13 protein-coding genes are annotated in these 11,308 nt (G+C 52.0%); 7 read left to right on the forward strand and 6 right to left on the reverse strand.

All coding sequences use genetic code 11. From position 1 onward, the window contains the following. The 4 genes from rsxE (at window position 1) to gstA (ending at window position 4,159) form a co-directional block, all read left to right on the forward strand. Entirely contained in the window at window positions 1-696 is a 696-nt protein-coding gene (gene rsxE, locus C3432_RS05795; RefSeq protein ID WP_103775721.1) for an electron transport complex subunit RsxE, read from the forward strand. Then, window positions 693-1,328: an endonuclease III gene (nth, locus tag C3432_RS05800; RefSeq protein ID WP_103775722.1), complete on the forward strand. Its 636-nt coding sequence runs from the start codon at window positions 693-695 to the stop codon at window positions 1,326-1,328. The genes rsxE and nth overlap by 4 nt, the downstream gene beginning before the upstream one ends. Before the next feature lie 614 nt (window positions 1,329-1,942). Beyond that, window positions 1,943-3,448, forward strand: coding sequence for a dipeptide/tripeptide permease DtpA (gene dtpA, locus C3432_RS05805; protein ID WP_103775723.1), 1,506 nt, complete (start codon window positions 1,943-1,945; stop codon window positions 3,446-3,448). A gap of 105 nt (window positions 3,449-3,553) precedes the next feature. Continuing rightward, a complete protein-coding gene (gene gstA / locus C3432_RS05810; protein ID WP_103775724.1) occupies window positions 3,554-4,159 on the forward strand; it encodes a glutathione transferase GstA in 606 nt (201 codons plus the stop codon). 41 nt (window positions 4,160-4,200) lie between these two features. Here gstA and pdxY read toward each other — a convergent pair whose 3' ends face one another. From pdxY to anmK, 5 genes are all read right to left on the reverse strand, one after another. Next, on the reverse strand, window positions 4,201-5,061 hold the full coding sequence (pdxY, locus tag C3432_RS05815; protein ID WP_103776915.1) for a pyridoxal kinase PdxY: 861 nt from the start codon (window positions 5,059-5,061) through the stop codon (window positions 4,201-4,203). Window positions 5,062-5,122: 61 nt separating this feature from the next. Then, window positions 5,123-6,397 (reverse strand): tyrosine--tRNA ligase, encoded by a 1,275-nt coding sequence (tyrS, locus tag C3432_RS05820; RefSeq protein WP_103775725.1) that lies wholly within the window; start codon window positions 6,395-6,397, stop codon window positions 5,123-5,125. A 126-nt stretch (window positions 6,398-6,523) separates the two neighbouring features. Beyond that, window positions 6,524-7,183, reverse strand: coding sequence for a pyridoxamine 5'-phosphate oxidase (gene pdxH, locus C3432_RS05825; protein ID WP_103775726.1), 660 nt, complete (start codon window positions 7,181-7,183; stop codon window positions 6,524-6,526). Between the two features lie 58 nt (window positions 7,184-7,241). Continuing rightward, window positions 7,242-7,565, reverse strand: coding sequence for a C-type lysozyme inhibitor (gene mliC / locus C3432_RS05830; protein ID WP_103775727.1), 324 nt, complete (start codon window positions 7,563-7,565; stop codon window positions 7,242-7,244). Window positions 7,566-7,660: 95 nt separating this feature from the next. Beyond that, window positions 7,661-8,782 (reverse strand): anhydro-N-acetylmuramic acid kinase, encoded by a 1,122-nt coding sequence (anmK, locus tag C3432_RS05835; RefSeq protein WP_103775728.1) that lies wholly within the window; start codon window positions 8,780-8,782, stop codon window positions 7,661-7,663. 274 nt (window positions 8,783-9,056) lie between these two features. On the opposite strand from anmK, the gene slyB reads away from it, so the two are divergent. Further along, window positions 9,057-9,524, forward strand: a complete 468-nt coding sequence (slyB, locus tag C3432_RS05840) for an outer membrane lipoprotein SlyB (RefSeq protein ID WP_103776916.1) — start codon at window positions 9,057-9,059, stop codon at window positions 9,522-9,524. Window positions 9,525-9,572: 48 nt separating this feature from the next. Here slyB and slyA read toward each other — a convergent pair whose 3' ends face one another. After that, window positions 9,573-10,013, reverse strand: coding sequence for a transcriptional regulator SlyA (gene slyA, locus C3432_RS05845; RefSeq protein WP_103775729.1), 441 nt, complete (start codon window positions 10,011-10,013; stop codon window positions 9,573-9,575). A 195-nt stretch (window positions 10,014-10,208) separates the two neighbouring features. Between slyA and C3432_RS05850 the strand changes: the two genes are divergently transcribed. After that, a complete protein-coding gene (locus C3432_RS05850) occupies window positions 10,209-10,445 on the forward strand; it encodes a DUF1656 domain-containing protein (RefSeq protein WP_103775730.1) in 237 nt (78 codons plus the stop codon). Between the two features lie 2 nt (window positions 10,446-10,447). Then, window positions 10,448-11,305 (forward strand): efflux RND transporter periplasmic adaptor subunit, encoded by an 858-nt coding sequence (locus tag C3432_RS05855; protein ID WP_103775731.1) that lies wholly within the window; start codon window positions 10,448-10,450, stop codon window positions 11,303-11,305. The last annotated feature ends 3 nt before the right edge of the window (window positions 11,306-11,308 follow it).

Consider the following 11,308-nt stretch of genomic DNA (forward strand, 5'->3'; position numbering starts at 1 on the left):
ATGAGCGAAATTAAAGACGTCATTGTTCAGGGATTGTGGAAAAATAACTCAGCGCTGGTTCAGCTACTGGGGATGTGCCCCCTGCTGGCGGTAACCTCCACGGCCACCAATGCGCTGGGTCTTGGGCTTGCCACGACCCTTGTGTTAACCCTGACCAACCTGACCATCTCAGCACTGCGCCGCTGGACCCCGGCGGAAATTCGCATCCCTGTTTATGTGATGATCATTGCTTCGGTGGTCAGCGCGGTACAGATGCTTATCAATGCCTATGCCTTTGGTCTGTATCAATCGCTGGGGATTTTCATTCCGCTGATCGTGACCAACTGCATCGTTGTGGGACGAGCCGAAGCCTTTGCCGCAAAAAAAGGCCCCGCGCTCTCTGCTCTGGATGGTTTTTCTATCGGCATGGGGGCAACGTGCGCCATGTTTGTTCTGGGTTCGCTGCGCGAAATTATCGGGAACGGTACGTTATTTGACGGCGCTGACGGGCTGTTAGGCAGCTGGGCAAAAGTCCTGCGCGTGGAAATATTCCACACCGATTCACCGTTCCTGTTAGCGATGCTCCCCCCCGGAGCGTTTATTGGTCTGGGCCTGATGCTGGCGATGAAGTATCTTATTGACGAGAAAATGAAAAAGCGTCGCGCCGAAGCGGCAACAGCCGACGTTCCGGCTGGTGAAACAGGGAAAGCGTCATGAACAAAATAAAGCGGCTGGAGATCCTCACACGTCTGCGTGATAACAATCCCCACCCAACAACCGAACTGAACTTTACGTCGCCATTTGAACTGCTGATTGCCGTTCTGCTCTCCGCGCAGGCGACTGACGTTAGCGTTAATAAAGCCACCGCAAAGCTTTACCCGGTCGCCAATACCCCTGCTGCCATGCTGGCCCTGGGCGTCGAAGGGGTGAAGTCTTATATCAGGACGATTGGCCTGTTTAACAGTAAAGCGGAAAATGTCATTAAAACCTGCCGGATTTTACTCGAGCAGCATAATGGCGAAGTTCCGGAAGATCGCGCCGCACTGGAAGCGCTTCCCGGCGTCGGGCGAAAAACGGCTAATGTGGTGCTGAATACCGCCTTTGGCTGGCCAACCATTGCCGTCGACACGCATATCTTTCGCGTGTGTAACCGAACCCAGTTTGCGCCAGGGAAGAACGTTGAGCAGGTCGAAGAGAAACTGCTCAAAGTCGTGCCCGCAGAGTTCAAGGTCGACTGCCACCACTGGCTGATTCTGCATGGTCGCTATACCTGTATCGCCCGCAAGCCGCGCTGCGGCTCCTGCATTATTGAAGATCTGTGCGAATACAAAGAAAAAGTCGATATCTGAAGCACCCGGGATAAGACCGCTTATCCCGCTCAACTCATAACTTTTTGTTATCCACTCAAAACCGCCCCTCTTGCCGATGATGATGCCGCATCATCAGGTATCTCTAATGGATTATGCTTGAAATTAATCAGCTGCCCAGGTTAATCGTTTTTTTTATAGCTAAATTTTCTATCCATATGTGATCGAGATCAACTTGATAACCTGATGTTAATTATTTTTCATCTCCTGGTTAAATTTACAATCAAATGACCTGATGATGGCTTTTTGCTACAAAACATTACACTGTCTATTTTTCAGATAATGGCCTATATCACTGGATACAAGCGCAAATAGCAGAACATATCGCCATACACCGAATTTTCCCGCCATCCAACAGCGTAAAAAACTGCCTTTCTTCAATTAAAGAAATTTAACGCTGGATAACATTTACGGAACCCGTTTATTCTCCCATTCAGGATATATGTAACAGATTATTACAAAGGACTTGTCTGGAAGTGAAAGATAGTGAACATTACCTGCCGTTTCCCCTCCCACTATAACAATTGCACGGTTGCGCAAATGCAACACGTGACAGAACACCCCCGTTAATATGGGATGTAAAAAAAGAGGTAAAAGTGTCTACTGCAAACAATAAACCAACGGAAAGCGTCAGTCTTAACGCTTTCAAACAACCAAAAGCGTTCTATCTCATATTCTCGATTGAGCTGTGGGAACGTTTCGGTTATTACGGCCTGCAAGGGATCATGGCCGTTTACCTTGTTAAACAACTGGGTATGTCTGAAGCGGATTCAATCACCCTGTTCTCCTCCTTTAGCGCCCTGGTTTATGGTCTGGTCGCCATTGGCGGCTGGTTAGGCGATAAAGTACTGGGCACCAAACGTGTCATTATGCTGGGTGCTGTGGTGCTGGCTATTGGTTATGCCCTGGTGGCATGGTCAGGCCACGATGCCGGTATTGTTTATATGGGGATGGCGGCCATCGCCGTGGGTAATGGCCTGTTCAAAGCGAACCCCTCCTCCCTGCTTTCTACCTGCTATGCGAAAGATGACCCGCGTCTTGATGGCGCATTTACCATGTATTACATGTCCGTCAACATCGGCTCATTCTTCTCCATGCTGGCAACACCGTGGCTGGCTGCACATTATGGCTGGAGCACCGCGTTTGCGTTAAGCGTTGTCGGTATGCTGATTACCGTTGTTAACTTCGCATTCTGTCAGCGCTGGGTTAAGCAGTACGGTTCCAAACCTGACTTTGAACCCATCAACTTCCGCAATCTGCTGCTGACCATTGTGGGCGTGGTGGTGCTGATCGCCATCGCAACCTGGCTGCTGCACAACCAGCAGATCGCGCGCATGGCGCTGGGCGTTATCGCTCTGGGTATCGTCTTCATCTTCGGTAAAGAAGCGTTTTCCATGCAGGGCGCGGCGCGGCGTAAAATGATCGTGGCATTCATCCTGATGCTTGAGGCGATCATCTTCTTCGTACTGTACAGCCAGATGCCAACCTCTCTGAACTTCTTCGCCATTCGCAACGTTGAGCACTCAATTCTGGGGATCGCTTTTGAACCGGAACAGTATCAGGCTCTGAACCCGTTCTGGATCATCATCGGCAGCCCTATTCTGGCCGCCATCTATAACAAGATGGGCGATACTCTGCCGATGCCGACCAAGTTTGCTATCGGTATGGTGCTGTGCTCGGGTGCGTTCCTGATCCTGCCTCTGGGTACGAAATTCGCTACTGACGCAGGTATCGTTTCCGTTAACTGGCTGATCATGAGCTACGGCCTGCAGAGTATCGGTGAGCTGATGATTTCTGGTCTGGGTCTGGCGATGGTTGCACAACTGGTACCACAGCGTCTGATGGGCTTCATCATGGGTAGCTGGTTCCTGACCACTGCTGGCGCAAACATTATTGGTGGCTATGTTGCCAACATGATGGCTGTACCAGAGAACGTGACTGACCCGCTGATGTCTCTGGAAGTCTACGGTCGCGTATTCCTGCAGATTGGCGTCGCCACCGCGGTAATTGCCGTACTGATGCTGCTGACAGCGCCGAAACTGAATCGTATGACTCAGGACGACGCCCCCAGCGAAGATGGCTCCAGGGCCGCGACAGCATAAATTTCCGGGAAACTGATTTTCAGGCCGCTAACTGTGCGTTAGCGGCTTTTTTTTTACCTTAAGTCGCACTACCCTGTTTTAAACCTCAGCACAAAGGAGTTACCGATGAAACTGTTCTATAAGCCGGGCGCCTGTTCTCTTGCTTCCCATATTACCCTTCGTGAGAGTGGCAAAGATTTCACGCTGGTTAGCGTCGATCTGATGAAAAAGCGTCTGGAAAATGGCGATGATTTTTTCGCGATAAACCCAAAAGGACAGGTTCCGGCCCTGCTACTCGATGAGGGTACGCTTCTGACCGAAGGCGTAGCAATTATGCAATATCTCGCAGATGCCGTTGCGGATCGCCAGCTACTGGCGCCAACCGGCAGTATTTCGCGCTACAAAACGCTGGAGTGGCTTAATTATATCGCCACAGAGCTACACAAAGGTTTCACCCCGCTCTTTCGTCCTGATACGCCTGAGGAGTACAAACCAACCGCACGCGCCCAGTTAGAAAAGAAATTGCAGTACGTTAATGAGTCACTGAAGGACGATCAGTGGATTTGCGGTCAGCGTTTTACTATTGCGGATGCATATCTGTTCACCGTGCTGCGTTGGGCACAGCCGGTGAAACTCAATATGGAAGGGTTAAGCCACATTGCGGCTTATATGAAACGGATGGCGGAGCGTCCGTCCGTGGTGGCGGCGCTGAAAGCAGAAGGGATAAATTAACGGTTTTGCCGGATGACGAGGTTAGCGCCATCCGGCAAAAGTCAAAGCTGCGTCGCACTAAAATAGTGTTCAGGCTTAGCAATGCGATCCTGTGCCGCCACCACCTGCAGTTCATATTCCTGCATCTCTTTGGTCGCAATCATTATCTCATACACTGCCGCGGTAACGTGCTCCAGCGCCTGCTGTAGCGTTGCCCCCTGCAACAGTTTCACCAGCAGCAGTCCACTGGTCACATCGCCAACGCCCACCGGCTGGCGTGCGCCAAAATCCACCAGCGGACGGCTGATGTGCCACGCCTCATCCGCCGTCACCAGCAGCATCTCAAAACGATCCATACTGTAACCCGCACGGGCAAGATGCTTAACCAGCACAATTTCCGGCCCCTGAGAAATCAGCTCACGGGCGGCGAGCACGGCATCAGCCACGCCGTTCACCGGATGCTCGCAAAGAATTTCCAGCTCCACCAGGTTAGGCGCGATGATATCGCTGGCTGGCAGCGCATGTCGCACGTGGAATTCCGCAACGCCGGGCGCGACGATGCAGCCTTTTTCCGGATGACCCATCACCGGGTCACAGAAATATTTCGCCTGTGGGTTTGCCGCTTTTATCTGACGCACGATCCCCAGAATATGCTCGCCCTGTTCAGCGGAGCCGAGGTATCCACTCAATACAGCATCGCACTCCTGAAGCTTGTTAATATCCGCAATGCCCTGAACAATTTCGGTCAGATGGCTGGGCGGCATCACACAGCCGGTCCATTTGCCATACTGCGTATGGTTAGAAAACTGAACGGTGTTGAGCGGCCAGACGTTTGCCCCAAGACGACGCATCGGAAATTCAGCCGCGCTGTTGCCAGCATGACCAAAAACAACATGGGACTGGATGGCGAGGATATTCTTCATTTTTACCATAACCCTAAAAAAATAAAGGGGCGTGGTTTCCCACGCCCCTGATGACTTTTTATTATTTCCAGCAAATCAGGCAATAGTTCTTTTTACCACGACGCAACAGCGTGTAACGACCAAACAAAATGTCACTGTCCTGGAAGAAATATTCCGGATCAGATTGTTTTTCACCGTTGATAGTGACCGCGTTAGAGGCAATCGTTTTGCGCGCCTGCCCACGGGAAGGCTGAAGTTCAGAGTCCACAAGCGCCTGCATCAGATCCGCGCCCTTCTCCATCTCGATCATCGGCACGCCGTCCTGCGCCAGCTGTTCGAAATCCGCTTCGCTCAGGGAGCCCAGGTTACCGTTGAACAGGCTTTCGGTGATGCGTTTCGCCGCAACCAGACCTTCCTCTCCGTGAACCAGACGCGTCACCTGTTCCGCCAGCACATACTGGGCACGCGGGGCTTTACCGCTGTTCTTATCTTCCTCTTCCAGCGCATTGATCTCTTCAATGTCCATAAAGGTGAAGAACTTCAGGAAGCGGTAAACATCGGCATCCGCCGTGTTGATCCAGAACTGGTAGAATTTGTACGGGCTGGTTTTCTTCGGATCCAGCCATACCGCGCCGCCTTCGGTTTTGCCGAACTTGGTACCATCGGCTTTCGTGATCAGCGGGACGGTCAGACCGAAGACCTGATTCTGGTGCAGACGACGGGTCAGATCGATGCCGGAGGTAATATTCCCCCACTGGTCAGAACCGCCAATCTGCAACGCAACGCCGTGCAGTTTGTTCAGGCACGCAAAATCATAGCCCTGCAACAGGTTGTAGGAGAATTCGGTGAAGGAGATCCCCTGATCGTCACGGTTGAGACGCTGCTTCACCGCCTCTTTGTTGATCATCTGATTAACGGAGAAGTGCTTACCGATATCGCGCAGGAAGGTCAGCACATTCATGCCGCCGAACCAGTCGTAGTTGTTAGCCGCGATGGCGGAGTTTTCGCCGCAGTCGAAATCCAGGAACGGGGCAACCTGCTTACGGATTTTTGCCACCCACTCCTGAACGGTATCTTCGGTGTTCAATTTACGCTCAGCGGCTTTGAAACTCGGATCGCCAATCAGACCGGTTGCGCCACCGACCAGCGCCACAGGCTTGTGGCCTGCCTGCTGGAAGCGTTTCAGGCATAACAATGGAACCAGATGCCCCAAATGCAAGCTGTCAGCGGTAGGATCGAAGCCGCAATAGAGCGCGATCGGGCCTTGCGCCAGTCGCTCTGCTAACGCTTCCTCGTCCGTCACCTGGGCCACCAGCCCCCGCTCTTGCAATTGTTTAATCAAGTTACTGCTTGCCATCAAAATCTCCATGTATAAAACGACTGCACCTTTGCCGGTACACGACTTTTCGCCAGACGCGAAAGGCCTATAGAATAAAGCGCCAGCGCACACAGCGCTAGCGCTTAACACAACAAATTTCGGGGTTTAAGGGGCGAGGCGGTCAATTTTCCACGCGTTGTTTTCGCGCAGGTATAAAAAACGGTCATGTAAACGGTGCTCGCCGCCCTGCCAGAACTCCATTTGTTCGATGCTGACGCGGAACCCGCCCCAGAAGCTGGGTAACGGCACTTCACCCTGTTGGAACTTCTGCTTGAGTTCAAGGAACTTGCTTTCAAGAATACCGCGCGCGGAAATCCGGCTGGATTGTCTGGAAACCCATGCGCCAATCTGGCTGTCGCGTGGGCGACTGTGGAAATATTTCACGACCTCGAGGGTGGACAGACGTTCCGCTTTGCCCGTTACCATCACCTGCCGTTCTAACATATGCCATGGGAACAGCAGGCTGATGCGCGGATTTTTTTCGATCTGATGCGCCTTGCGACTGCCCAGGTTGGTATAAAAGACCAGCCCTTTTTCGTCATAGTGTTTAAGCAAAACGATACGCTGATACGGTTGACCATTCTCATCCACGGTCGCCACCACCATCGCCGTCGGATCTGCCAGTCTGGCATCACATGCCTGACCCAGCCAACGTTCAAACAGCGTTAAAGGTTCGGCGGGAAGATCGCGGCGACGCAGGCCGCCTTTGGTGTATTCGCGGCGGAGGTGCGCGATTTGCTGCAATTCGTCATTATCAGAAGACATGGTATTCGCTACGGATTGTCAGTGGGTGGCGCTATTGTGCGCCGCCCTGATGAAAATCTCAACGCCGCGGATTTTGTAACTGACAGTTATTCAGTACGATACGGTCACGTTTGTAAACCGTCGCACTCTCACCTTTTGACCAGAAAACATAGATGCCATCGGTATAGCGAGCGCCAGAGGCGGAGACACCCTGCTTCAGATTCAGCAGGGTATTATCATAGACAAAACTCGCCTCTTGTCGGGTATTGTTGATGTTAACGGTCAGCGGTTTTTCATCACACTGATATTCCAGCGCATCCGTTTGCATGCGATCAACAAACTGGTTGTAAACGCTACAACCGGAAAGTAACAGCGGCAAGCAGATAAGTAAGTGTTTTTTCATAGACGTTTCCTGACGACTCTCCTGGTGCCGGAGGGCGAAAATCCACCCTCCCTGACGTCCTGAGTGTAACGGCAGAAAGACGAAGAAAAATTCAGTTAACTCTGAGTTCGCGGATTTGCAGGGAAAATAGCGCCTAATACGCTGAGTTCCGAGGCGCCCGTTACCGATGGCAGATTACCCGGTAAACCGGCAAGCGTTCGCCACGCCAGCCAGGCAAACGCCAGCGCCTCCATATCATCACCGCTGATCCCGGCTTCGTCGGTGGTGGTCACCTCGGTTCCTGGCAACAAACCGGCCAGGCGGGTCATCAGCAGCGGATTGCGGCTACCGCCGCCGCAGACCATTAGCCGATCGCAGCCGCCGCTCAGTAATACTTGTTCAGCGATAGCGACCGCCGTCAGTTCAGCCAGCGTACGTTGTACATCACGCGCGGAAATCCCCGGGAACGCCGCGAGGTGACGCTCCACCCAACCATAGTTAAAATATTCGCGGCCTGTGCTTTTCGGCGCTGGCGCAGAAAAATAGGGATCGCTGAGCATGTTTTGCAGTAAAGGAACTATGACGGTGCCCTCGCTGGCCCACAAGGCATCTTTATCATAAGGCTTACCGCACTGACGCCAGATCCAGGCATCCATCAGCATATTACCCGGCCCCGTGTCATAGCCGCGTACGGGAAGTCCGGGAATCAGCAGCGACAGATTGGCAATGCCGCCAATATTGAGCACCATTCTCCGCTCGCCAGGATGCGCCAGCAGCGCCTGATGAAATGCGGGCACCAGCGGCGCGCCCTGCCCGCCCAGTGCAATATCGCGTCGGCGAAAATCGCCTACAACGGTGATACCGGTATGCGCCGCGATTTGGTTATTATCACCAATTTGTAAGGTATGCGGGGCGTCGCCGGTGGGTTCATGCCAGACCGTCTGCCCATGACAGCCAATGGCGACGATATCCTGCGGGCGAAGCTTTTGTTCGGCCAGCAGCGCGTTAACCGCATCGGCAAAAAGACGACCCAGCCGGGTATCGAGCTGACCAAACTGAGAAAGCGTGAGCTGCTGCCCCTGGCAAATATCCAGCACCGCCTGCCTGAGCGAAAGAGGGATAGGCCAGCTCAGACTGGCCTGCTGAGCGACCATTGACTCATCAATCGTTGCCAGTACAACATCAACGCCATCAAGACTGGTTCCAGACATTACGCCAATAAAGCGGCCCGATTTCATACATCTTCCTTTTTAAGCATGACTTAGCCCGTACACTCAACCATAAAGTTTTACCCAGTTCCACGTTTCATTGCTGAATTTTTGTCGATTTCAGCAGTCATAGCATCGGTATTGATAATCACAATAAATAGTTTGTTTATTTCTGGTTAAGCTGTTTGTTATTATTTTTTGCACATTGTTCAGGGTGAGTATGTGCTCTTAACGCACAATTGCCATATAATTTGACCATGAAGGATGCCGGGTGGCGTTTCATGGTGAACAGGAGATTTATTCAATGATTAAACGTGTGCTGATCGTTTCTCTGGCAGGCTTATCCTTAGCGGGATGTGCGAATAATGACAGCCTCTCTGGCGACGTCTACACCGCATCAGAAGCCAAACAGGTTCAGAGCGTCACTTACGGTACTATCGTTAACGTACGTCCGGTACAAATCCAGGGCGGTGATGACTCTAACGTCATTGGCGCGATCGGTGGTGCCGTACTGGGTGGCTTCCTCGGGAACACGGTAGGCGGCGGTACGGGTCGTTCTCTGGCGACCGCTGCGGGTGCGGTTGCGGGTGGCGTAGCCGGTCAGGGTGTGCAGGGTGCGATGAACAAAACGCAGGGTGTGGAACTGGAAATCCGTAAGGATGACGGCAACACCATTATGGTTGTTCAGAAACAGGGGAATACCCGTTTCTCGGCGGGTCAGCGTGTCGTGATGGCCAGCAACGGCAGTCAGGTGACCGTTTCTCCGCGCTAAGTAAATTCACGTGTGGTCGTACCATGACCACACGTCTCCCTTCTCTTTTTAGTTCTGAGACTGCAACTCAATAATATTGTGTTCAAGTCTGGCAATCAGCTTGATCAACAGCTCAATTTCCTGCGCTGAAATCCCTTCCAGAATCTCTCCCCGCGTTTTGTTGATCACCGCTTCCATGTCTGCGATTAACGGTTCAGCCTTTTCCGTTAGCTTAATGCGTTTCGCACGACGATCGCTCGCGCAGGTTTGCCGCGATATCAGCCCTTTATCTTCAAGCTGATCGAGCGTACGTACCAGCGACGGTTGTTCGATACCGATGGCTTTAGCCAGCTGTATCTGTGATTGATCCGGCGGCAGTTGGTGGATGTTATGCAGCGTTACCCAGTGTGTCTGCGTCAACTCCAGAGGTTTCAGGCGATGGTCTATCAAAGCACGCCAAATGCGCACCAACCGTGCCAGATCAGAACCTAATGGCGATTCCAATTTCATCTCCTTATAATTAGCTTGCTAAGATATTATACTGATTTTAGAATAGTGTGCAGCATTTGTATTGCTAAAACAAATGTATTGCTGCATTTGGTTACCCTCAGACATATTTTTAAGAAATTATGCGAAATGAGCGCACTCCGCATTGGTTTTTGTTAAAACTAAAGCATCGCTATCTGACGCAAAGGAATACGGCTTGTGACGTTTATGTTCAACGCAATGGGATTGCCCTTACAAGATTTGGTGATTGGCGCATCTGTCTACTTTCCTCCCTTTTTTAAAGCATTTGCGCTTGGATTTGTCATCTGGCTGTGCATCCATCGTCTGCTGCGCGACCGGATCTACTCCGGTGAAATCTGGCATCCCCTGCTGATGGATCTTTCCATCTTTGCACTTTGCGTCTGTCTGGCTCTGCTCTTATTGATTGTGTGGTAATTATGTCGCTGAAAACCATAAAATACTTTTCAACTATTCTGATTGCTGTCATCGCCGTTCTCGCGGGATGGTGGTTGTGGAATTATTACATGCAGTCCCCCTGGACGCGCGACGGCAAGGTACGCGCCGAGCAGGTCAGCATTTCACCTCAGGTCTCTGGCAGCATTACCGCACTCAACATCAAAGACAACCAATTCGTCAACGCGGGTGACGTACTCTTCGTTATCGACAAAACGCCCTTCCATATTGCGGAGCTGAATGCGCAGGCGCAGTTAGCGAAAGCGCAGTCCGATCTGGCGAAAGCCAATAATGAAGCAAATCGTCGCCATCATTTGTCCCGGGATTTCATCTCTGCCGAAGAGATGGACACCGCAAATTTGAATGTTAAAGCCATGCAGGCCAGCGTGGAGGTTGCCGAAGCGACCTTAAAACAGGCGCGTTGGCAACTGGCACAGACTGAAGTTCGTGCGCCCGTTGCGGGATGGATCACAAACCTCTCAACGCGAAGCGGAGACTACGCCACGACGGGTAAACCCCTGTTCGCCCTGGTCGACAGCCACTCTTTTTATGTAATGGGATATTTCGAAGAGACCAAACTTCGACACATTCATGAAGGAGCGCCAGCACAAATAACCCTCTACAGCGGCAACGTAAAGTTACAGGGTCACGTCTCCAGTATCGGACGCGCCATTTACGATCAGAGTGTAGAAAGCGATTCCGGCCTGGTTCCGGATATCAAGCCTAACGTCCCCTGGGTGCGTCTGGCGCAACGCGTGCCGGTCCGCATTGAGTTTAACGATCTCCCCCATAACGTTACGCTGGTCTCCGGAACCACCTGCAGCGTCGCTGTTGGTCAGTAAGCT

Origin of the sequence: Citrobacter amalonaticus (assembly GCF_002918555.1) — a bacterium.
GTDB classification, from domain to species: domain Bacteria; phylum Pseudomonadota; class Gammaproteobacteria; order Enterobacterales; family Enterobacteriaceae; genus Citrobacter_C; species Citrobacter_C amalonaticus_A.

Bases quoted from the DNA above. Each gene is read 5' to 3' on its own strand.
- C3432_RS05855 (WP_103775731.1), top strand. From the start codon at position 10,448: ATGTCGCTGAAAACCATAAAATACTTTTCAACTATTCTGATTGCTGTC.
- pdxH (WP_103775726.1), bottom strand. From the start codon at position 7,183: ATGTCTTCTGATAATGACGAATTGCAGCAAATCGCGCACCTCCGCCGC.
- mliC (WP_103775727.1), bottom strand. From the start codon at position 7,565: ATGAAAAAACACTTACTTATCTGCTTGCCGCTGTTACTTTCCGGTTGT.
- slyB (WP_103776916.1), top strand. From the start codon at position 9,057: ATGATTAAACGTGTGCTGATCGTTTCTCTGGCAGGCTTATCCTTAGCG.
- nth (WP_103775722.1), top strand. From the start codon at position 693: ATGAACAAAATAAAGCGGCTGGAGATCCTCACACGTCTGCGTGATAAC.
- tyrS (WP_103775725.1), bottom strand. From the start codon at position 6,397: ATGGCAAGCAGTAACTTGATTAAACAATTGCAAGAGCGGGGGCTGGTG.
- slyA (WP_103775729.1), bottom strand. From the start codon at position 10,013: ATGAAATTGGAATCGCCATTAGGTTCTGATCTGGCACGGTTGGTGCGC.
- anmK (WP_103775728.1), bottom strand. From the start codon at position 8,782: ATGAAATCGGGCCGCTTTATTGGCGTAATGTCTGGAACCAGTCTTGAT.
- rsxE (WP_103775721.1), top strand. From the start codon at position 1: ATGAGCGAAATTAAAGACGTCATTGTTCAGGGATTGTGGAAAAATAAC.
- gstA (WP_103775724.1), top strand. From the start codon at position 3,554: ATGAAACTGTTCTATAAGCCGGGCGCCTGTTCTCTTGCTTCCCATATT.
- pdxY (WP_103776915.1), bottom strand. From the start codon at position 5,061: ATGAAGAATATCCTCGCCATCCAGTCCCATGTTGTTTTTGGTCATGCT.